The organism is Geobacter sp. SVR, assembly GCF_016865365.1.
Taxonomy (GTDB): domain Bacteria; phylum Desulfobacterota; class Desulfuromonadia; order Geobacterales; family Pseudopelobacteraceae; genus Pelotalea.
This window is the reverse complement of sequence record NZ_AP024469.1, coordinates 4,154,355-4,176,138: the sequence shown is the minus strand read 5'-3', so window position 1 is coordinate 4,176,138 and position 21,784 is coordinate 4,154,355. Positions and strand designations below refer to the sequence as shown.

Annotated in this window: 16 protein-coding genes; 11 read left to right on the top strand and 5 right to left on the bottom strand. The window is 59.7% G+C overall.

Annotated elements, in window-relative coordinates; translation table 11 throughout:
- Positions 1-34: 34 nt before the first annotated feature.
- From GSVR_RS19610 to GSVR_RS19570, 9 genes are all read left to right on the top strand, one after another.
- A complete protein-coding gene (locus GSVR_RS19610) occupies positions 35-979 on the top strand; it encodes an alpha/beta fold hydrolase (protein ID WP_173195490.1) in 945 nt (314 codons plus the stop codon).
- 22 nt (positions 980-1,001) lie between these two features.
- Complete coding sequence (locus GSVR_RS19605) at positions 1,002-1,577, top strand: antibiotic biosynthesis monooxygenase (RefSeq protein WP_173195489.1); 576 nt, start codon at positions 1,002-1,004, stop codon at positions 1,575-1,577.
- Positions 1,578-1,642: 65 nt separating this feature from the next.
- Positions 1,643-2,782 (top strand): potassium channel family protein, encoded by a 1,140-nt coding sequence (locus tag GSVR_RS19600; protein WP_173195488.1) that lies wholly within the window; start codon positions 1,643-1,645, stop codon positions 2,780-2,782.
- A 91-nt stretch (positions 2,783-2,873) separates the two neighbouring features.
- On the top strand, positions 2,874-4,679 hold the full coding sequence (locus GSVR_RS19595; protein WP_173195487.1) for an amidohydrolase: 1,806 nt from the start codon (positions 2,874-2,876) through the stop codon (positions 4,677-4,679).
- Between the two features lie 34 nt (positions 4,680-4,713).
- Complete coding sequence (locus tag GSVR_RS19590) at positions 4,714-5,535, top strand: alpha/beta fold hydrolase (RefSeq protein ID WP_173195486.1); 822 nt, start codon at positions 4,714-4,716, stop codon at positions 5,533-5,535.
- A gap of 122 nt (positions 5,536-5,657) precedes the next feature.
- Positions 5,658-5,936 carry a ubiquitin carboxyl-terminal hydrolase 14 gene (locus GSVR_RS19585; RefSeq protein WP_173195485.1) on the top strand — a complete coding sequence of 93 codons (279 nt, stop codon included), beginning with the start codon at positions 5,658-5,660 and terminating at the stop codon, positions 5,934-5,936.
- Between the two features lie 146 nt (positions 5,937-6,082).
- Positions 6,083-6,469 (top strand): hypothetical protein, encoded by a 387-nt coding sequence (locus GSVR_RS19580; RefSeq protein WP_173195484.1) that lies wholly within the window; start codon positions 6,083-6,085, stop codon positions 6,467-6,469.
- A 103-nt stretch (positions 6,470-6,572) separates the two neighbouring features.
- On the top strand, positions 6,573-8,459 hold the full coding sequence (locus GSVR_RS19575) for a glycoside hydrolase family 15 protein (RefSeq protein WP_173195483.1): 1,887 nt from the start codon (positions 6,573-6,575) through the stop codon (positions 8,457-8,459).
- Positions 8,460-8,524: 65 nt separating this feature from the next.
- Positions 8,525-9,079 carry an NADPH-dependent FMN reductase gene (locus GSVR_RS19570; protein WP_173195482.1) on the top strand — a complete coding sequence of 185 codons (555 nt, stop codon included), beginning with the start codon at positions 8,525-8,527 and terminating at the stop codon, positions 9,077-9,079.
- A 265-nt stretch (positions 9,080-9,344) separates the two neighbouring features.
- Here GSVR_RS19570 and GSVR_RS19565 read toward each other — a convergent pair whose 3' ends face one another.
- On the bottom strand, positions 9,345-10,001 hold the full coding sequence (locus GSVR_RS19565) for a hemolysin III family protein (protein WP_173195481.1): 657 nt from the start codon (positions 9,999-10,001) through the stop codon (positions 9,345-9,347).
- Positions 10,002-10,399: 398 nt separating this feature from the next.
- Between GSVR_RS19565 and GSVR_RS19560 the strand changes: the two genes are divergently transcribed.
- Both GSVR_RS19560 and GSVR_RS19555 read left to right on the top strand, forming a co-directional pair.
- Entirely contained in the window at positions 10,400-11,950 is a 1,551-nt protein-coding gene (locus GSVR_RS19560) for an MFS transporter (protein ID WP_173195480.1), read from the top strand.
- Positions 11,951-12,039: 89 nt separating this feature from the next.
- Entirely contained in the window at positions 12,040-13,452 is a 1,413-nt protein-coding gene (locus GSVR_RS19555; protein ID WP_173195479.1) for an alginate export family protein, read from the top strand.
- Positions 13,453-13,748: 296 nt separating this feature from the next.
- Here GSVR_RS19555 and GSVR_RS19550 read toward each other — a convergent pair whose 3' ends face one another.
- The 4 genes from GSVR_RS19550 to GSVR_RS19535 form a co-directional block, all read right to left on the bottom strand.
- On the bottom strand, positions 13,749-14,006 hold the full coding sequence (locus GSVR_RS19550; protein WP_173195478.1) for a GlsB/YeaQ/YmgE family stress response membrane protein: 258 nt from the start codon (positions 14,004-14,006) through the stop codon (positions 13,749-13,751).
- 270 nt (positions 14,007-14,276) lie between these two features.
- Positions 14,277-17,480 (bottom strand): ATP-binding protein, encoded by a 3,204-nt coding sequence (locus tag GSVR_RS19545; RefSeq protein ID WP_173195477.1) that lies wholly within the window; start codon positions 17,478-17,480, stop codon positions 14,277-14,279.
- Positions 17,477-18,784, bottom strand: a complete 1,308-nt coding sequence (locus tag GSVR_RS19540) for a diguanylate cyclase domain-containing protein (RefSeq protein WP_173195476.1) — start codon at positions 18,782-18,784, stop codon at positions 17,477-17,479. The genes GSVR_RS19545 and GSVR_RS19540 overlap by 4 nt, the downstream gene beginning before the upstream one ends.
- Positions 18,785-18,919: 135 nt before the next feature.
- On the bottom strand, positions 18,920-21,664 hold the full coding sequence (locus tag GSVR_RS19535; RefSeq protein ID WP_173195475.1) for an EAL domain-containing protein: 2,745 nt from the start codon (positions 21,662-21,664) through the stop codon (positions 18,920-18,922).
- Positions 21,665-21,784: the final 120 nt, after the last annotated feature.

Sequence of the window (21,784 nt, the reverse complement as noted above, 5' to 3'; positions counted from 1 at the left end):
CGGGGGAAAATCATGGCGTCTGAGAGGAGACCGCATGACCAACAGATCAAAACCATCCAGACGTAACCTCCTTGCCGGCACCGCAATCCTTGGCGCCACGTCGCTGCTGGCTATTTCCCGACTCAAGGCGACAACGGACACGGTCCCCGCCGGTTTTGCAGAGTGTTTTGCCGAGGTCAACGGCGTTCGGCTGCGCTACCTTATCGGTGGCAAGGGGAGCCCTGTCATCCTCTTGCACGGCTATGCCCAGACCGGTCACATGTGGCATCCCCTCATGCAGCCGCTCGCCCGGCGTCACACGGTCATAGTTCCCGACCTGCGGGGCGCCGGCGGATCGGGCAAGCCTGAATCAGGCTACGACAAGAAGAGTATGGCTGTGGACATCCACGAACTGCCCACTTTTCTGGGCTTTGAGCGGGTGAGCATCGTCGGCCACGACATCGGTTTGATGGTAGCCTACGCCTATGCCGCGCAGTTCCCGCAGGCTGTCGAGCGCGTGGTGCTTATGGATGCCTTTCTGCCCGGCGTCGGTAACTGGAAGGAGGTCTGGCTGATGCGCGACCTGTGGCATTTCCATTTTTATGGTGAGGTGCCGCTGGCGCTGGTTAAGGGACGCGAGCGCATCTATCTGGAGCATTTCTGGAACGATTTCGCCGCAGATCGAAATCATTCCGTTCCCGAGCCAGATCGCCGAATCTATGCCAGGGCCTACGCACAGCCCGGAGGCATGCGCGCTGGTTTTGAATACTTCCGGAGCTTCGAGCGTGATGCACAGGACTTTGCCCAGATGAGCGCGACCCGCCTGCCCATGCCGGTGCTGGTCCTGACCGGCGGGAAGGCCAGCGGCAGCTTCCTCATCGAGCAAACCAGGCTAGTTGCCTCCGAGGTCCGCGGCCAGATCATACCGGATTCCGGCCACTGGCTGATGGAAGAGGCGCCGGCGACCGTGATACCGACGATCGTGGATTTCGTCGGATGATGTGCGTAAGGGACACGCAGCGATGGACAATCGTGATTCGCTGAACAAACCGTCGGAACCAGTGGCGGTCCTGACGCTGCGCACCGTAAAACGGGGGAGCGAGGGACGCTTCGAGGCGGCCCTGCATGATTTCATCTCGGCCTCTTTTTTGGCCGAGGGGCAGCTGGGGGTGCACGTGATCCGTCCGGCGCTCGGGAGTGGATCGCGGGAATACGGCATCGTACGCAGATTTACGGACCCTGCGGTGCGGGATGCATTTTACAGCTCAAAGCTGTTCAGTGAATGGGAGCAGGTGGTAGAGCCACTGACCGAAGGGGGACCGGTACGACAGAATCTGTCAGGACTCGAAACCTGGTTCATGCTCCCCGGTCAGCGGTCAGTAGTACCGCCACCGCGCTGGAAAATGGCCTTGGTGACCGTGCTGGGGGTCTGGCCGGTGAGCATGGTTGTGTCCTGGCTGCTGCAGCCGGTGGTCGGAAGCCTCCACCCCGGGCTTCAGGCCCTTTTGATAGCAGTGGGCATAGTGGTTGTGCTGACGTGGGTCGTCATGCCGTTGCTGGCCAGGCTTCTGAGGCCGTGGCTGCAGCGTGCGCCTTGAATAGGACCTGAATCCGTGGGGGGCAGGTCCCTGGCCGGCAACCTCGAGGTTGCGGAGGTGCGATTGTGGCGATTATTGCAACCCTAAGCGGAATCGCTCTGATCATGGTGGTTCTGTGGGAAGTATTCGAAACTATCATACTTCCGCGGCGGATTACCCGCCGGTTCCGTCTCACGCGGCTTTTCTACCGGAGCACCTGGATCCCCTGGGTCGTCATGGTCGGCAGGTGCATCCCTGCCCGGCGGCAGGAAACCTGGCTGAGCGTCTTCGGACCGCTCTCGCTCCTGCTGCTGCTCAGTATCTGGGCGGCAGCGCTCATCACCGGCTTTGCCCTCCTGCACTGGGGAGCCGGTTCGGCAGTCCCCATCCACGGCAGCGGCAGCACCGGGCTCCTGACCGATTTCTACCTGAGCGGTACAACGTTCTTCACCCTCGGACTGGGGGATGTCGTTCCCGGGAGTACCACGGCACGTTTGCTCGTGGTGATCGAATCGGGGATGGGCTTTGCTTTCCTCGCGCTCGTCATAAGTTACCTGCCGGCCCTGAACCAGTCCTTCTCCAGCCGCGAGATAAGCGTCTCGCTCCTGGATGCCCGCGCCGGTTCCCCTCCCACTGCCTCCGAAATGCTCCGGCGTCACAGCTACGCGCAGGGGATGGATGCGCTGCGGCAGCTCCTCCACGAGTGGGAACAATGGTCGGCGGAATTTCTGGAGGGCCATCTGTCATATCCGGTCCTGGCCTATTTCCGTTCCCAACACGATAACCAATCGTGGCTGGCGGCTCTGACCGCCATCCTCGACACCTGTGCTCTGCTCATGGCCGGCGTGCAGGGGGCCTGCGAACGGCAAGCGCAGCTCACCTTCGCCATTGCCCGCCACGCCTTGGTGGACCTCTCGCTGGTCTTCAAGACGAAGCCACGCGAGCCGAAAGAGAACCGCCTGTCCCCCGAGAGGCTGGTGGTTTTGCGGGACATCCTGTCAACTGCCGGAATCAGGCTTGAAGGGGAGGAGGCTTCCGATCTGAAACTGACCGAACTACGCTGGCTGTATGAACCGTATGTGGAGGCCCTGGCCGGCTACTTCCGCATACCCGTTCCCCCCTGGATCGGCGAGGAAGGCAAGGTGGACAACTGGCGGGCGAGCACCTGGACAATGGGCGCCCCCGGTGCGGTATCGTCCGAAGCAAACAAGGGGATGCATTTTTAGATGCAGAGACGACTTTGGACCGTCACGGGCTCACCAGAAGACTGTCACAAGGAAAAATCAGTACGCTGCCGGTGAGCTCGGGGAGGAAAAAATGAACATACCTGACCTGATCATACATAACGGAAAGATCACGACGCTCGACTCTGCCAATCCCGAAGTCACCGCCCTGACCATCACCGATGGGCGCATCGCGGCGATCGGGGGGGAAGAGCTTATAACCGGCGGCAATGAAAAGACCCGCACGATCGATCTCAAAGGGCACCGGGTCATTCCTGGGCTCAACGATTCGCATATCCATGTCATTCGCGGAGGACTCAACTTTAACATGGAGCTGCGCTGGGACGGTGTACCCTCGCTGTCCGACGCGCTGACCATGCTGCGCGAGCAGGCACGGCACACGCCGCCCCCCCAATGGGTACGGGTAATCGGCGGCTGGACCGAATTCCAGTTCGCCGAGCGCCGGATGCCGACCCTGGAGGAGATCAACCAGGCTGCGCCGGAAACGCCGGTGTTCGTGCTGCATCTCTATGACCGGGCCATCGTGAACCGCGCAGCTTTGCGGGTCCTGGGCTACGACCGCCAGACACCCGATCCACCGGTGGGCGAGATTCAACGGGACAAGAGCGGGAATCCCACCGGCCTGCTGATAGCCAAGCCGAACGCCATGCTCCTCTATGCCAGCCTGGCCAAAGGGCCCAAGCTTTCCTACGAGGACCAGCTCAATTCCAGCCGCCTGTTCATGCGCGAGCTGAACCGGCTGGGGCTTACCAGCGCCATCGATGCGGGAGGGGGCTTCCAGAACTACCCCGAGGATTACCGGGTGATCGAGGAGCTGGCAGCCAAGGGGGAGTTGTCCCTGCGTCTGGCCTACAACCTGTTCACGCAGCATCCCAAAGGGGAGCATGAGGATTTCACCAGGTGGGTGCAGATGACCTCGCCGGGCAAGGGGGACGACTACTATCGCCTGAACGGCGCGGGCGAGATGCTGGTGTTCTCTGCGGCGGATTTCGAGGATTTCCTGGAACCGCGGCCCGACCTGCTGCCGGTGATGGAGGAGGAGTTGTCCCGGGTGATAGGCCTGCTGGTAGAGCACCGTTGGCCTTTCCGTCTCCATGCCACTTACAACGAATCCATCTCCCGTTTCTTGGATGTCTTCGAAGCGGTGAACCGCGAGATTCCCTTCAATGGCCTGCGCTGGTTTTTCGACCATGCCGAGACGATCACCCCGGCAAACCTGGAGCGGGTGAAGGCGCTGGGGGGCGGCATCGCCATCCAGGACCGAATGGCCTTCCAGGGGGAATACTTCCGCGAACGGTACGGCAGGCAGGCCACCGAGCAGTCTCCCCCCTTCAGGCGCATGCTCGGGATGGGGATACCGGTCGGTGCCGGCACCGATGCAACCAGGGTCGCCAGCTACAATCCGTGGATATCGCTGTACTGGCTCGTAACCGGCCGGACCGTCGGCGGCTTACAGCTCTATCCCGAGAGCAACCGGCTGGACCGGTTGGAGGCACTGCGCCTGTACACCGCCGGAAGCGCCTGGTTCTCGGGCGAGGAGGGGAAGAAAGGCATGCTCGTCCCAGGGCAGCTGGCCGATCTGGCAGTACTGTCGGCCGATTACCTGACCGTTCCGGAAGAGGAAATCAGGGGTATCGAAGCACTGCTTACCGTTGTGGGCGGTAAGGTCGTTCATGGAGCGGGTACTTTCGGCAGTCTGGCCCCCCCTCCCGTGCCGGTCAGCCCGGCTTGGTCGCCGGTGGGGCGCTATGGCGGCTACCACCGAGCCGGCGCGGCCTCGCTGGCGCACAGTGCATGCAACTGCCACAGACATCGTACGATTCGTTCGCCGAAGGAGCCGCGGCTGTGGGGAATCGGCTGCGACTGCTTCGCCTTCTGAGACGTTTTAACCCAACCAGTAAAAGGAGCATCCAATGCCGATTCTAACGACCAAAGACGGCACTCAGATTTATTACAAGGATTGGGGGAGCGGGCAACCGGTGGTCTTCAGCCATGGCTGGCCCCTCTCGGCGGATGCCTGGGAAGACCAGATGCTGCTTCTCGCCGCCAGCGGCTATCGCTGCATTGCCCATGACCGCCGCGGCCATGGCCGGTCGAGCCAGCCATGGGACGGCAATGACATGGACACCTACGCCGACGACCTCGCACAACTGGTGGAGGCCCTTGACCTCACGAACGCGGTGCATGTCGGCCACTCCACGGGGGGCGGCGAAGTTGCCCGGTATATCGGTCGCCATGGCACGAGACGCATGGCAGGGGCCGTTCTGATCAGCGCGGTGCCGCCGCTGATGCTTCAGACCCCGGCCAATCCCGGCGGGCTGCCGATGGAAGCCTTCGATCAGATCCGTGCCGGTGTCCTGGCTGACCGGTCCCAGTTTTTCAAAGATCTCTCCGCGCCTTTCTATGGAGCCAACAGAGCGGGAGCCACAGTTTCGCAGGGTCTGCGGGACTCGTTCTGGCTCCAGGGGATGCAGGCCGGTTTCAAGGGGGTCTACGACTGTATCAAGGCCTTTTCCGAGACCGACTTCACTCAGGATCTCAGGAGGTTCCACCTGCGGACCCTGATCATTCACGGTGATGATGACCAGATCGTGCCGATCAAAGCGTCTGCACTACTTTCGTCCAAACTCATTGAGGGGGCCGTGCTGAAGATTTACCCGGGTGCCCCCCACGGTCTCTGTTCGACTCACAAGGAACGGGTTACCGCTGATCTGCTCGAGTTCTGCAGGGCGTAGGCGCTCAAGTCTCACAGGCTGTGCCGGACAGGAGCATAACCCCTGGAACGGACCTAGAGGAAAGAGAGAGGGTGAAGGCCCAAGGCTGGCACGGTTATGTGGGTTGGGAAAGGAGGAAAAGTATGGCCGGACAATGCTCACATCTTGAAGAGGTAAAAAGACCTCAACCGAGAACCAGCGGCTGCGAAGAGTGTCTCAAGACAGGCGAGACCTGGGTGCATCTGCGCCTCTGCGAAACCTGCGGACATGTGGGGTGCTGCGACAGTTCGAAGAACAAACATGCCACCCGGCACTTTCACGCCACGCAGCACCCGGTGATCAGATCTTTTCAGCCGGGCGAGACCTGGCGGTATTGTTATATCGACGAACAGGTGGTGGAACCGGAGTCCGATGAAAGTTAAAAGGTTGTTGAAAAACGGGTATCTCACCGCCGTCCTCGAAAGCCCTTTGTGCGGCGTAGCGCGCGGGGCTTCCTGTGGGTGCGATGATCTGCCCATTTTTGAACAACCTTGGAATTTCTACAGTCTGTTAGATCCAAGGAGGCCCTATGACAGACGGGAAAAGCGTGCTGGTGATCGGCCTGGACCCGACACTGATCGATTTCACACTCCCGGAATATGCGGCCACCGGTATGGATGCAGCAAAGGTGCTGGCCGGTCTCAGGGCATCCGAAGATGAACTGACCCGGCTCGGCTACAGTGTGCACACGTGTTTGACCGATTTCGGGGCAACTGCGGCGACAGTTGTGCAAAGCCGGCTCGAGCAGAAACGCTTCGACTGCGTCCTCATTGCCGCAGGCATCAGAACCATTCCCGGCAACTTCAGGCTGTTTGAGACGTTGATCAACGTGGTGCACGAGCATGCTCCCCAGGCCAAGCTGTGCTTCAACACAAAACCGGGCGATACGGCCGAGGCGGTACTGCGCTGGCTGTGAGGCCCCTTGTCCGGCGTGGTCGCCTCTGTGGCCCACGAAGAAGCCAATCTTAACGAACTGCGTGCCTTTTCCGCACCTTGAACGAAGGCCGGAGGACCGTCCCATGCCATCACACTACCAACCCATCGAGAATTACGGAGTGATCGGCAACATGCGCACCGCGGCGCTGGTCGGAATGAATGGCTCCATTGACTGGCTGTGTTTGCCGCACTTCGATTCTCCGAGCGTATTCGCCGCCATCCTCGACCATCGCAAGGGGGGGCGCTTTTGGATTGCCCCGGCCGGGGATAATTTCCGGCACAAGCAGTTCTACTGGCCGGACACCGCCATCCTTGTCACGCGTTTTCTGCACGATGAGGGGGTGGGAGAAATCGAGGATTACATGCCGGTCGGCGGCGCTGGCGCCGTGCGGGAGGAAGTGATCCGGCGTGTCCGCGTGGTCCGCGGCCGCGTCCCTTTTCATGTGGAGTGCCGACCAGCCTTCGACTACGCCCGCGCCGGACATCAAACCCACATAGGCGAGCATGGCGCCCGCTTCGACGGGCCGGGGCTGAGCCTCGCTCTGGCCTCTCCCGTGCCGCTCCAGCTTTCATCCGCCTCGCACCGGGATGGAGCCGGGGTGGTCGCCGACTTCACGCTCGGCGAGGGGGAGAAGGTCACCTTCATGTTGCGGCGCCTCCGTCCTGATGATCGGCAGCGGCCCTGCCCCGGCACGGGCGAAGCGGAAGACTTGTTCCGCGAAACCGTGTCCTACTGGCAGCGCTGGACCGCCAAATGCACCTACGCCGGCCGCTGGCGCGAGGTCGTGCTTCGTTCCGCCATCACGCTCAAGCTGCTGTCGTTCGAACCATCGGGGGCGATCGTCGCGGCTCCGACCTGTAGCCTGCCCGAAGCGATCGGCGGAGAGCGCAATTGGGACTACCGCTATACCTGGATCCGCGACGCAGCTTTTACGGTGTACGGCCTGCTCCGCATCGGGTTCACCGAGGAGGCAGCCCGCTTCCGAGACTGGCTGGAGCATCGTTGGAAGGTCCATGGCGAGACGGGATGGTCCCCGTCCCGAAAAGATAACGGCCCGTTGCAGCTGATGTACGGCATTGACGGCCGCACCGAACTTCCCGAGGAAACACTCGACCATCTGGAGGGGTACCGGGGCTCGCGTCCGGTGCGGATCGGCAATGCCGCCCATCGGCAACTGCAACTCGACATCTACGGCGAGTTGATGGATGCGGTCTACCTGCACAATAAATACGTCGAGCCGGTCTCCTATCATGACTGGGTGCACCTGCGGGGGCTGGTTGACTGGCTGTGCGACAACTGGAAACAGCCGGATGAGGGGGTCTGGGAGGTGCGCGGCGGCCGGCAGCACTTTGTCTACTCGAAACTCATGTGCTGGGTCGCCCTGGACCGCAGTCTGCGGTTGGCCGACAAGCGTTCCTTGCCTGCGGACCGGGCACACTGGTTCAAGGTTCGCGATCAAATTTACGAAGAGGTCATGGCCAAGGGCTGGCATGAGCGCCGCGGCGCCTTTATCCAGGCCTACGGTTCCGAGGCTCTCGATGCAGCCAACCTGCTGATGCCGCTGGTGTTCTTCATGGCGCCGGCTGACCCGCGCATGGTGAGCACGGTGGATGCGATCCGCCGACCCATGACCGCGGGCGGCCTGGCCGCCGACGGCCTGGTCCGCCGTTACAATCCCGCCGTGACCCCGGACGGCCTGCCGGGTCGCGAGGGGACGTTCAACATGTGCTCTTTCTGGCTTGTCGAGGCGCTGACCCGCGCCGGTCACACCGATCGCGCGCGCCTTGACGACGCACGTCTGCTCTTCGAGCAAATGCTCGGCTACGCAAACCACTTAGGCCTCTACTCCGAGCAAACCGGCAATAGCGGTGAGGCCCTGGGCAACTTCCCCCAGGCGTTTACGCACCTGGCCCTGATTAGCGCCGCTTTCAATCTGGACCGGGCACTCGGCTCGCTGCGAGGCAGATGAGGCGAGTGCGATCGAGACACGCCGCAAAGGTTCACGATCTCATACCAAGGCATAAAGGAGAAATCATGGATACGAAGCTGTCTATCCTCGGCTTTGCCGGCAGCCTTCGCCAGGGTTCTTACAACCGGATCATCTTGAGGGCTGCGCAGGAAATGGTTCCCTCCGGGGCGGAACTGAAGATCTTCGATCTGGCGGGGATTCCCCCGTTCAACCAGGACCTGGAAAATGAGCCGGCAGAGAAGGTTAAGGAGTTCAAAGCGGCTATTCGCGCCGCCGATGCCCTGTTGATCGCCACCCCCGAATACAACTACTCGATGCCCGGGGTGTTGAAGAATGCCCTGGATAGCGCTTCCCGGCCTTACGGCGACAACGCCTTGGACGGGAAACCGGTGGCGATCATGGGTGCTTCCATGGGCATGCTCGGTACGGCGCGGGCCCAGTATCATCTGCGTCAGAGCTGCGTCTTTTTGAATATGTACCCCTTGAACTCTCCGGAGGTGATGGTGGCCGTTGCACAGGAGAAAGTGGATGGCAACGGCCGACTGACCGACCCGAAGACCAGGGATAAGATCGCGGAATTGCTCCAGGCGCTGATCGTCTGGGCGCGGCGGCTGAAATAGAGGGTTGCGGTGCAGCAGTCAGATTGAATCCCACATGGCCCGCAGCTTCTCGACGCTTAAGGTGAGGTAGGGAAGGATGGGGGGTGAAGACTTCCAGGGTTATGGTGCCGTCGTAGTCGGCATGCTTGCCCCCGCAGGTGGCTCGCCACATCGATGGTTCCGGCACCGAGCGGGAGATGGAGGTCGGCGCTTCCCCATTGTTGTCGTGGAGATGGGCATGCCTGATCCGATCGGCGAATCTCGCGGCCTGTCTTCTTATTGCCTTTCAGGCCGCATACCGGAGCACTGCGTAGTAATGGCACGCCGTCCCCGCCATAACGAACAGATGCCAGATGAAGTGGGCATATCTGAAGCGGCAGCCGGCCGCGAAAAAAAACACGCCTGCCGTGTAAGCCCCGCCCCCCGCGAAAATCCAGATCACGCCGGTTGCCGCCACGTGGGCTCTTAATGGGTTGATGGCGATCAGAACGAGCCATCCCATGGCCAGATAGAGGCTGGTGGAAAGAAAGGGATGGCACATCCTGTTGGACACCTTAAGCGCCACCCCGGCTATGGCAATAGTCCATACCAGTGCAAGTAGCGTCCAACCCCACACGCCACGAAGTACACCGAGCGTGAAAGGGGTGTAGGTACCGGCTATGAGGAGAAAAATCGCCGAATGCTCGATTACCTTGAACATCCGCTTGGCTTTGCCTGCCGGGAGGGCGTGATAGATGGTGGACGCCAGGTAAAGCAGCACCATGGTGCCAGCAAAAAGCGTCGCGCCGAAGATGAATCCAGGAGATCCCTGTCGTGCGGCCTGCATGATAAGGATAGGGGTGGCCACGAGTGCCGCCACCAGTCCGACACCATGGCTGATGCTGTTGGCGATTTCTTCCCCTCGCGACTGTTCACGTTCTGGTACTGGAGGCGATATGGGCATGGTCCTAAAAGTCTTTGGCGTCAGGTCATGAAATACAAGTTTTCTGCTTGAGTGACCACCTGTCCGTCGGAGTGCGCGAAGCCAGGTCCTCGTCCACTCCTGGGCATACCTGTTTCAGGGCTGCTACTTTCTGCCGGATCTCTCTTGAGCCAACAGACTGCCACGTGACGTTGCCATGGTCTCTCTTCCTTGTGCTGCTCATCTCCTTTCCTTTAGTCTACTGCAGATAGCCCCGGCCCACAAAGACCTGGCGTAGCAGCACTCAACACAAAGAGGCTGAAGCCAGAATCGACTGACTGCCAGCATCTGGTAAGCTTTGAATAAGCACATTTCCGTTTTTCAGGAAAGACTATGAGAAAATTCGGGAAACATAATACCGATTAATAGGCAGGTGAGTGATGTTCAGGCAGCCATGCGACGAAACCATGGTGCTGGCGGCCCCTCCAGCGGGCGAGTGCCCGAAGAGGGCCCGGCCGTGGATACTGACGGCGACAATCCTCGGATCGAGCCTGGCCTTTATCGACGGAACCGTAGTTACGGTCGCTCTCCCGGTATTACAGGACGCCTTTCATGGCACCGTGGCCGACGCCCAATGGATCGTCGAGTCATACGCACTGTTGCTTTCGTCGTTGCTCCTGGTGGGGGGCGCTGCCGGCGATCATTTCGGCCGCCGGCGCGTGTATCTGACCGGCATCGCGATCTTTGCCCTGGCTTCGGTCTGCTGTGGCCTGGCAACGGATATCCGGATGCTGGTCCTGGCGCGGGCCATCCAGGGGGTGGGGGCGGCACTGCTCGTACCGGGCAGTCTGGCCATCATCAGTGCGTCGTTCAACGAGCATGAGCGCGGCCGGGCCATCGGGACTTGGTCGGGCTTTACCGCCATAACGACCGCCATCGGTCCGGTGCTGGGGGGCTGGCTGGTCGAACATGTCTCCTGGCGCGCGATCTTCTGGATCAACATACCCATCGTGTTCATTGTGGTGGGGCTGGTGACGCGATGGGTGCCGGTGGACCGCGGTGAAGGGGGCGGAGCAGCTCTGGACTGGGGGGGCGCGGTGTTGGCTGCCTTTGGCTTTGGCGGTGTTGTCTACGGCCTGATCGAATCGTCCGTCAGCGGTTGGGGGCTCAGGGTGACCGGGGCGGTAGTTTCCGGCCTGCTCCTGCTGGCAGCCTTCCTGCTGGTCGAGATGTGCGCCAGGCACCCGATGCTGCCGCTGCGGCTCTTCCGTTCCCGCACCTTCAGCGGTGCCAACCTGCTGACGCTGTTCCTCTATGCGGCGTTGAGCGGCGCGCTGTTCTTTCTCCCCTTCAATATGATCCAGGTCCAGGGATATACGCCGACAGCAGCGGGCGCGTCGCTGCTCCCCTTCATTCTGATCATGTTTTTGCTGTCACGCTGGGCAGGCGGACTGGTCGTGCGCCACGGGGCAAAAACGCCGCTGATGATCGGACCGCTGTTGGCCGCTCTCGGGTACGTCCTTTTGGGCAGGGCTGGTATTGGCGGCAGTTATTGGACTACCTTTTTCCCGGGGGTCGTGGTGCTCGGCTTCGGCATGGCGGTCAGCGTGGCGCCCCTGACAACGACGGTCATGAATGCTGTGCCGCAAGGGCAGGCCGGCACCGCCTCGGGTGTCAACAATGCCGTGTCACGTCTGGCAGGGCTCCTGGCCGTAGCGGCATTCGGCATCATACTGGTGCATGTCTTCAGCGCGCGTCTTGACCGCAGCCTGCCGGCTCTCGGGCTTCAGCCTCCGGTCCTCCATGCCATCGAGGCGCAGAGGACGAAGCTGGCTGCCATCGAGATCCCTGCGCTCATGCCGGCGCAGGCGGTCGAGCCGTTCAGGCACGCCGTTGCGGAAGCCTATGTCTCCGGATTCAGAACAATCATGATCGTATCGGCCATCCTTGCGATGCTCAGTGCAGTCTGCGCCTGGCTCCTGATCCGGTGACAGCGCCCGTTTCGTAAATGGTGCTATGCTTTGTGTGAGAGGCAGGGCCGTGGCTCAATTCGATTACCTCGTCGGTAGCGGAGGGAACGGTGAAAAGATTTCATGCTGCTGGTGTCGTGCTCGTTTTGATCCTCGTTTTGCTGTCCGGTCGGGCGGCATACTGCCTTGAAACGGAGCCGGCCTCTCCGGCGTACCAGCTCAACCGGGCGGACGAAGACTATCGCTATCTACGGGATGAGGCGAATCGGACGGATCTGTGGGACGGGATCAAATATGTGCCTCTGAACGAGACCGGCGACCGTTTTTTTTCGCTGGGGGGGGAGGCGCGGGAGCGGTACGAGTATTTCAATCATTTCAACTGGGGAGCCGGTCCGCAGGACCCGGACGGCTATTTTCTCCAGCGCTACTTTCTGCATGGTGACCTGCATTTCGGAGATGCTGTCCGCCTCTTTTCCCAGTTCCAGAGCAGCCTGGAAAACGGCCGCACCGGCGGCCCCCGCCCCACCGACAAGGACGAACTGGATCTGCATCAGGCTTTCCTGGATCTGAAGTTCGCTCCGAGCGGGGACTCCTCCTTTACTCTGCGGACCGGGCGCCAGGAGCTGGCTTACGGCTCGCAGCGCCTCATCTCCGTCCGGGAGGGACCGAACGTGCGGCAGAGTTTCGACGGCGTCCGGGCGATGTACCGTACGGGCGATGTCAGTATCGACGGATTTGCCACGCAGCCGAGCGAAACCAAGCGGTACGTCTTCGATGACGGCTCCGACCACAATACGAAACTGTGGGGCGTGTATTCCGTGGTGCCGCTGCCGCTGATGCCTGAAGCGCACGCAGACCTTTACTACCTGGGCCTGCTGCGCCGCCAGGCCCAGTTTGACCAGGGCAAAGAGCGTGAAACGCGCCATTCCATCGGAGCGCGGTTATGGCGCACGGAAAAGCCGCTCGATTACAATTTCGAGTTTCTGTACCAGTGGGGACGGTTCGGAAACGGTGCCATCCGTGCCTGGACGGTCGCCTCGGACACGGGATACACCGTGGGAAGCATGCCGCTTCGTCCGCGCATCGGCTTCAGGGCCGATATCGCCAGTGGCGACGAAGATCCGGCCAATCCCGATCTGCAGACCTTTAACCCCCTCTTTCCCAAGGGGGCATATTTCAGCGAAAACGGTCTGATCGGCCCTGCCAACTTCATCAATGTCAATCCGTCCGTCGAGCTGCATTTCCACAGGGCGCTGACCATCACGGCCAATTGGGACTTCTTCTGGCGTGAGAGCCTGCACGACGGAATCTACAACAATGCGGTGGCCCTGGTCAGATCGGGCAGGAACAGCACTGCCCGCTTTATCGGCAGTCAGCCCCAGGCACAGCTGGAGTGGAATATCGATCGTCATGTCACCTATGTCCTCATCTACGCCCATTTCTTTGCCGGGCCTTTTCTCCGTGAATCCGGACCGGGGCAGGATGTGGACTACGTGACCAGTTGGCTGACCTACAAGTTCTGAAACGACAGTGCAGCGTGTTTTGCTTCAGGAACGGCCCCCGAAGTCCCGGGGAGGTGATGGGCTGGCGGAGGGGCCGATCGTTCCAGGGTGTGCACCTGCGAAGAAGGCCGCTTTTCTCACGAAAAGCAGCCTTCTTGAATGTGGCGTCCGTAAGCGGACACCCTGCGAGTTTTTTCAGGTAATGCCGTGCCTTTCAATCAACCGGTCCGGGTGGAGTGCTGTTTCCTCTGTCCGTTTTCCGCCCATTCCTTTCGTGCTAACCGCTGACGCCCCCGGTTTCTTTTAATGCCGTGCCGTTACGCTCTCTCTCGTTTTACCATCCGGTACAGTATCAATAAAAGAGCGGCACCTCCGATAGCTATCAGGAAGCTGGAAAAATTAAACCCTGTAACGCTTCCCAACCCGACCAGGGACGCGATAAATCCGCCTACGATGGCGCCCGCTATCCCCAGCAGAATAGTTATGATGAATCCGCCCGGGTCCCTGCCGGGCATCAACAATTTTGCAATCACGCCGACAATCAGTCCCATTATTATCCATGACAGAATTCCCATGACCAACCTCCATGCACGATTATTTCCACTGTTCGTGGGCCGGGGGCAGCCGGTCGTCGTGGCCTTTGTACATCATATCTTTAGTGTACCTCCGGGGCGGGTTCCATGCAAACGGTGCCTCAGCACGTACAGATGGAGTGTGGATCGGCGATACGGATGCAGCGCCTTTGTCAGAGGAGTTTGTCTGATCAGTCAATGGATTACGGGGGGCAGGAGATTGGGGCTGTCTTTCCGGAACGGCCGCATGTCACTCACTCTGTGGCCCCGAAATCAGTCTGCGTGGCCGTCGTTCAGGCGCCGTACGGTATCCAGCGCCCCTGCGTGGTCAAAGAGATCCATCTGCTTCAACAAGGTCTTCAACAGCGCGGCGTCCCGTTCACAATGGGGGCTGTCGGCCCGGCGCCGCAGCTTTTGCATCAGGTCGTCAGGAACGAGTTCCTGCTCCTGAAGGTAGATCGTCAATTCCGCCAGCAGTTCTCCGATGGACCCGGCTTCCACGACCGGCTGACCGGCACTGATCGTCGGTTTCGTTGGCCGAGCAGGGATGGTCATAATGGCGGATACCGCCGCCGCCCATTCCCGTTCGAAACGCTCCATACCCGGAAGCCCCGCACCGGCACGGAGCTCACGCTCCAGTGCTGCGGCGCTTTCGGCCAGCGCGACAGCTCCCAGAGTGGCGGCCATTCCCTTGACGGTATGCACCAGGTTCAGCGCCTCATTCACCTTCCCCTCGCACAGGAATGACTTCAGGTGAGCCACCTGCAGATCATCCCCGGCAAATCGGGAAAGCAGGCTGTACAGCAATTGCGAGTTGCCATCCAGGCGGCGGAGGGCGGCGGCCAGATCGAAATCGGGCAGGCTGTGCGGCGCTTCTTCGTGTTCCTGGTCCTGCAACGGTTCCGGGGTGTGAACAGCGGCAGCAGTGCCGGCCTGTTTCAGCCATTTCTTCAAAACTGCCATCAGCTCGTCCGGATTGATCGGTTTGGCGACAAAATCCACCAGGCCGGCCATGGCGCAACGCTCGCGATCATCCTGCATCACAGCGGCAGTCATGGCAATGATGGGTGGAGCGGCGTCCCCGCGTAGCGCCCGGATTCTGCGGGTGGCCTCCAGGCCGTCCATGATCGGCATATGGAGGTCCATGAGCACACCGTCGAAATCGTGGGTCCGGATCAGCTCCAACGCCTCGGCGCCGTGCTCCGCCAGCGTCACCGCCGCTCCGCGCCGTTTCAGGAATTCCGCCGCCACTTCCTGGTTTATGCGATTGTTCTCCACCAGCAGGATTCTGATACCGCGTAACTCCGCTGCGCCGGCGCCGTCGGGAGCCGCCACGGAGCCTGCGGAAATCTGCCCGCGTGCCGCCGGCAGGTGACGTCCTGATGTCCGGGGACCAGGCGGCACCTTTTCCACCTGAATTTCAAAGGTAAAGGTCGCCCCCTGCCCCTCGATGCTCGAAACCTGGATCTCACCCCCCATCAACCGTACCAGGTCACGGCAGATGGCCAGCCCCAACCCGGTGCCGCCGTATTTGCGGGTGATGGTCCCGTCGGCCTGGGTGAAAGCCTGGAACAGACGATCCGACTGCTCCTTGCATAGTCCGATGCCGGTATCGCGAACAGCACACCGTACGGTGACCGCCCCCCCCTCGACCCGCGCCTGCTCGACTTTGATATGGATCTCTCCCTGTTCGGTGAATTTAACGGCATTACCGATCAGGTTGTTGAATACCTGGGCCAGGCGCAGCGGATCGCCCAGCACCATCTCCGGCAGTTCCGGGTCTATCTCGATCAGGACCCCGAGCCCCTTTTCATCGATCCGCACTCTGAAAAGTTCGGCAGAGTCCTTCACGATCTCCCCGATGTCCATCGGCAGGTGCTCGATATCGAGCCTGCCTGCCTCGATCTTGGAATAGTCCAGAATATCGTTCAGGATTCCCATCAATGCGCCGGACGAGCTGTGGACCTTGCCCAGCAGTTCCTTCTGGCGCGGAGCAAGCTCGCTCTCCAGTACCAGGCGGGTAAGCCCCAGAATGGCGTTCATCGGCGTGCGGATTTCATGGCTCATGTTGGCCAGGAACTCAGATTTGGCGCGGTTGGCCGCCTCGGCTTCGGCGGTCCGCTGCGCCAGTTCGTGCTGGTTTTGCTTCAGTTCGGTGATGTCCCGGGCCACGGCATAGATCAGCCGGTTCTGGTACGGAGTGGAGCACCATTCCAGCCAGCGATGGGAACCATCCTTGCAACGGTAACGGTTGACGAAATTCATGATCGGCCTGTCGGCACTCAGGTCGGCCATGACTGCCAGAGTTGCCGCGCGGTCGTCGTCATGAACGAAATCGATGAATGCCTTGCCGATCAGTTCGCTTCGCAGATAACCGAGCGCCCCTTCCCAGGAGGCGTTCAAACGCCTGAAATGGCCCTCCATGTCGGTAATGCAGAGCAAATCGAGAGACATGCTGAAAAAACGGTCAAGCTCTTCGTTCAAGGCCTTGATGTTGTCGGCTGCCAGGGCTTTCTGGCGCTCGGCCTCCAGAAGCCGCCCCTGGTACAGATACAGCACCAGCGACGCGATGGTAGCAAGGACCGCGAACAGAGTGCTATACACGAACGCATCTTCTCTCCAGATGGCGTAAATGGCGGAAAGGTCCCGGCTGGCAGCCACAACCAATGCCCTGTCCATATTCAGATTTGACGGTTTGATGGTGCGCAGCGCTATCATGCGCTGCTGCTCGCCGGTGGCCTGGACCTCCCCGGTGAATACGTTGGCACCCGCACCACTGGCAAGATGCCGCTGCAGCATGCTGTCGGGGTGGGAAAGCTTTTTGCCCACCACTCCCTCGCGATGCGGGACGATCAGGAACAGCTTTCCATTGTCATGGCTGAGATAGGTCCACATATCCTTTTCATACTGCACCGATGAGAGCAGTGTCGAAAAGTACTCCGGGTCCAGCGAAGCGGCCACGATACCGGCAAATGTGCCGTCTGTTCTCTTCAGCGCGCGGCTCACACTGATGACGTAGGTGCCCAGCACCGACTTGTAGGGGGACGAAACATGGAGAACGGCAGTGTCGGCATGCTGCTGAGCTGCCCTGAAATAGTCGCGCTCCTTCAGGTTTCTTCCGATCAGTTCGGGGTGGTTGGCAAGGCGGATGGTGCCCTCGGCATCCATGACCAGCATGGTGCGAACTCCCGGCATGGCATCGGTCAGGTCCCTGAGGCGCTGGTTATAGGCAGGGCTGAAGGTCAGCAGGGAACGATCCTGTTGCAGGCTGACCAGGGACTTGTTCAGGGCATCGAGGTTCCAGGCCAGGTTTTCCTGAACGATCCTGGCCTGGGAGAGCAGACGTTCCTGCTCCATCCGGGTTGTCCTCACATGACCCAGATAGATGCTGAACGCAATGCCGCATCCCAGAAGCAGCATGCCAATGCCGAGGATGACCCACTGATGAAACAGCGGATGTCTTCTGTTGATTTTCATCCGGAGTCCTCCTCCGCGATTGCAGCCGGGGTGTCATGGAAGCGGAACCGCCCCCGGCCGGCCTCCTTGGCGCGGTACATGGCGCGGTCGGCGTATTTCATCAGGTCCTCGACGCTGTCGCCATCATGCGGGTACAGGCTGATGCCTATACTGGCCCTGTTTTCAAGGGTATGCTCGTTGATCAGATAGGGCTCCGAGAGGCTGGCCAGGATCTTTTCGGCAACGGTGGCCGCGCCAGCGCGCAGCCTGACGTCGGTCATGATCACTATGAACTCGTCCCCCCCCAGCCGCGCCACCAGGTCGCTTGCCCGCACGCTGCCTCGCAGGCGTTCCGCCACCTGCATCAACAGGGCGTCTCCACCGGCGTGTCCCAGGGTGTCGTTGACACTTTTGAAGCGGTCGAGATCGATAAACATCACCGCGATTTCACTCCGCTCGCGTTGTGCGAGCGCCAGGGCACGCTCCAGGGCAGCCTGCACGTACAGACGGTTGGGGAGGCCGGTCAGGTGATCGTGATTGGCGATGTAGCGCACCTCCGCCTCCACCGCCTTCTGCTTGGAGATGTCGGTAAAGCTCCCGATATAGAAGTCGATCTCGCCCCGGGCATTGCGGACCACCGAGATTGTCAGCAGTTTGGGATACACATGGCCATCCTTGCGGCGGTCCCACAATTCTCCCTGCCAGAAGTCCTGCTCATTGATGCTCTTCCACATCGTCCGATATTCCTCGGCCTTGGTGCGGCCGGAGGAGAGCATGCCCGGATCTTTGCCCCGTACCTCTTCCAACGTATAGCCGGTAAGGCGGATGAAGGAGGGATTCACCTCGATGATCCGGTTGTCGTGATCGGTAATGATGATCGCCTCGCCGCTGTAGTTGAAGACGTGGCTGGCAAGCCGCAATTCGCGCTCAACCCGTTTGCGTTGCAGTATGTTGCGAACCTTGGCCAGCAGCACCTTGGTCACCACCGGCTTGGTAAGGTAGTCGTCGGCTCCCAATTCAAGCACATCCAGTTGGCTCTGTTCGGAACTGTCGGCGGTGACGAACACTACTGGAATCGATGATGTTTCCGGCTGACGGCGCAACCGCTGTAGCACCTCGATGCCACTCATGCCCGGCATCATCATGTCGAGCAGGATCAGGTCGGGCCTGTCCGCCCGGGAGGCAAGCTCCAGAGCGGCTGGTCCGTTGACCGCCGTCTTGATGCGGTATTCATCTTTCAGCCCGGCAATCAGGACATGCAGGTTGGAGGGGATATCATCGACCAACAGGATCAGGGGTTTATCGGTTAATTGAGTATGCATCATGTCGCTCGTGGCGGGCTCGCAGGGAGGGGATAATTGTCACATAAAGCAACGTGGAACTTCATTCATGCACCAATTCATACGGATCACGTGCAACGTGGTGAAACCCGGAAAACGGATTTTCAAGCCGGTTCACAATCACAACAAGACAGCTCCATGAGCATTGTATTCCAATGCGCGCATCACTCCGGCCGCCCGGGTCTGTTTGATCAGGTGTGCTACGTCTTCCGGAGGCAGCGGTTTGGCCAGGGCATATCCCTGAAACTCCTCGCAGCCCTCCTTTTTCAGGAAATCGAATTGGGATACATGCTCGACACCTTCGGCGATTACTCCGAGATTGAGGCTGCGCGCCATTGCAATGATCGTACGGGTAATCGCAACGTCATCCTTGTCCCCGGGGAGATCCTGAATAAAGGAACGATCGATCTTGAGGCGATCGATCGGCAGCCTTTTCAGGTACGCAAGTGACGAATAGCCGGTGCCAAAGTCATCCAGCGCAATACTGAGCCCCAATTTTTTCAGGCGTTGCAGCAGGACGATGATTCCCTCGACATTCGACATCAGCACTGATTCGGTAAGTTCCAGTTCCAGCAGCGATGGAGGCAGGCAGCATTCGTAGAGAATGCTCTCGAGCATGCTCACAAAATTGTCCCGCATCAACTGATGGGCTGAAATATTGACCGCGACGCGCAACGACAGGCACTCTTCGTGATACCATCGAGCCGCCTGACGGCAGGCCGTGAGCAGCACCCATTCTCCCAGTTGATTGATCATGCTGATCTCTTCGGCAATCGGGATGAATTCGTTCGGTCCGATGATTCCCCTCTGCGGATGGCGCCATCGGACAAGCGCTTCGACCCCGACGATCCTGTCGCTGCCGATCTCCGCTTGCGGCTGGTACAGCAGGAACAACTCGTTCGGAATGGCCATGCGGAGATCCGATTCCACGGAGAGACGCTTCAGCGCCTGCTGGGCCATCTCGGCGTCAAAGAACTGGCAATTATTCTTGCCGGCGGCCTTGGCGCGGTACATGGCCGTATCGGCATTCTTGAACAGGATGGCGGCATCTTGGCCGTCATCGGGATAGGTACACGCCCCGATGCTCACCCCTACGTGGACCCGCGAGCCCTGGAGCATGATCGGCTCCGATACGGCATTGATAATCTTCCAGGCGACCCGCTTCACTCCGAGTGCTCCGCTGATCTCCTCAAGCAGTATGACGAACTCGTCCCCCCCAAGCCGCGCAACGGTATCGAGATTGCGCAGACAATCCTTTATCCGGTCCGCCACGATCTGCAACAGGAGATCTCCCGCCTGATGCCCGAGCGTGTCGTTGATGTTTTTGAAATTGTCGATATCGAGCAGCAGGATTGCGAGCTGCCGTTTATGCCTGTCGGCCTGCTGGATGGCATGGGAAAAACGATCGTTGAACAGACGGCGATTGGGCAGGCCGGTCAGGATGTCGTAATGCGCGAGATTGTAGATCCGTTCCGATGACAGCTTCTGTTCGGTTATATCCTCGTTTATGCCGATGTAATTCACAATCGTGCCTGCAGTGTTGCGAACCGAGGATATGTTCAGAAGACAGGCGAAACCGTCGCCGTTCTTCTTCCGGTTCCAGATTTCTCCCATCCATTCGCCTTCTTCTATCAGCCTCTTCCAGAGAGACTCGTAGAAGGCAGCATCATGCCTGTTGGATTTGAGCACGCGCGGAGTCTTGCCAATAGCCTCTTCAGGGGTGTACCCGGTTACTTCGGTGAAATATCTGTTGACCCTCAGAATGACACCTTCCGGATCAGTTATCACCATGCACTGCCTGCTCTGCTCAAATACCTGGGCGGCCAGCTCCAGTTCGTTCTGCTGCTTGAGGAGCATCGTGTTCGAATTCTCCAGCGCAGCCATGTTCATTTTACCGGTTTTCCAGTCGCGATAGATCAATCGCGAGGCATACAGGGTAAAAAGAAAGAACACCGCGACGATCAAGCCATGCTTGACCTGGGCGTGCCTCCAGCCGAGCAGATAATCATCGGTAGACAATCCTACGAGGAGATGGAACGGATATTTCGACAACTTCCTGTAATAGTAGGTTCGCTCCAGATGGTCGGTGCCTGCGATCGCGGTATAGGCGGCCGCCGTCTGCCCCGCATCCATGAGACGCCTCAATTCGCTCGATATGGATGTTCTGCCTACCTCACTGACTCCGCCCGGCAGGGTGGGATAGTGTGCAACGATGCCTCTATCCTTGTCCCGCAGGGATATGACGCCACGATCGCCCAGAGTTATCGTCGAGAACAATGCGTAGTAGGAATCCAGAAAAATTCCGGCGCTTATGATGCCGCCGAAGGTACCGTCCGGAAAATTGATGCGCCTGGCCAGATGGATGGTCCATTTTCCGGTGATCAGCCCTTTGACCGGTTTGGATATAACCATCTGCGCAGTGGGATTGTCCCGCAACTCGACGAAATAATCGCGATCGCCGATATTCACCGTAGAATCGGGGCTGTCCAACAGGGCGTCACCCTTACTGTTCACATATCTGAGGGTATCGATAAACGGCATGCGCACATGCATCTTCTTCAAATGGTTGTTGATTCTTCGTTCATCGATTCTCGAAGCGGATTTCATTCCAACGATGTCGTCCACCAATGAGGTAAGCGCCAGGTCGGTTTTTTCGAAATTGCTGATAATGGTTTGTTCAAGCGCACTCGAGATGTTCCGGGTCGCTATGCGAGCCTGCTCCTGATAGTGAATTTTGGACTGATGCGCAGACAGGGCAACGATCAGGACTACAAATGAATTCACCAGGATTACGGTGCCCGCAAGGCGTGTCAGAAAAATCGTGGGAGATAGGGTGTAGATCAGTTTTCGCCGTTTCTCAGTCAATCGGGTCTCCGGGTACGTCTTATCAGCTTAATGAAGATTGCGGCAAATTTTACCACGACGAAACCCATTTCACAAAATCAATCACGCCCGTCACGCACTGTTGTTATTCGTTGCATCGCT

Bases quoted from the DNA above. Each gene is read 5' to 3' on its own strand.
- GSVR_RS19585 (WP_173195485.1), top strand. From the start codon at position 5,658: ATGGCCGGACAATGCTCACATCTTGAAGAGGTAAAAAGACCTCAACCG.
- GSVR_RS19560 (WP_173195480.1), top strand. From the start codon at position 10,400: ATGTTCAGGCAGCCATGCGACGAAACCATGGTGCTGGCGGCCCCTCCA.
- GSVR_RS19545 (WP_173195477.1), bottom strand. From the start codon at position 17,480: ATGAAAATCAACAGAAGACATCCGCTGTTTCATCAGTGGGTCATCCTC.
- GSVR_RS19540 (WP_173195476.1), bottom strand. From the start codon at position 18,784: ATGATGCATACTCAATTAACCGATAAACCCCTGATCCTGTTGGTCGAT.
- GSVR_RS19580 (WP_173195484.1), top strand. From the start codon at position 6,083: ATGACAGACGGGAAAAGCGTGCTGGTGATCGGCCTGGACCCGACACTG.
- GSVR_RS19590 (WP_173195486.1), top strand. From the start codon at position 4,714: ATGCCGATTCTAACGACCAAAGACGGCACTCAGATTTATTACAAGGAT.
- GSVR_RS19605 (WP_173195489.1), top strand. From the start codon at position 1,002: ATGGACAATCGTGATTCGCTGAACAAACCGTCGGAACCAGTGGCGGTC.
- GSVR_RS19575 (WP_173195483.1), top strand. From the start codon at position 6,573: ATGCCATCACACTACCAACCCATCGAGAATTACGGAGTGATCGGCAAC.
- GSVR_RS19610 (WP_173195490.1), top strand. From the start codon at position 35: ATGACCAACAGATCAAAACCATCCAGACGTAACCTCCTTGCCGGCACC.
- GSVR_RS19550 (WP_173195478.1), bottom strand. From the start codon at position 14,006: ATGGGAATTCTGTCATGGATAATAATGGGACTGATTGTCGGCGTGATT.
- GSVR_RS19565 (WP_173195481.1), bottom strand. From the start codon at position 10,001: ATGCCCATATCGCCTCCAGTACCAGAACGTGAACAGTCGCGAGGGGAA.
- GSVR_RS19570 (WP_173195482.1), top strand. From the start codon at position 8,525: ATGGATACGAAGCTGTCTATCCTCGGCTTTGCCGGCAGCCTTCGCCAG.
- GSVR_RS19595 (WP_173195487.1), top strand. From the start codon at position 2,874: ATGAACATACCTGACCTGATCATACATAACGGAAAGATCACGACGCTC.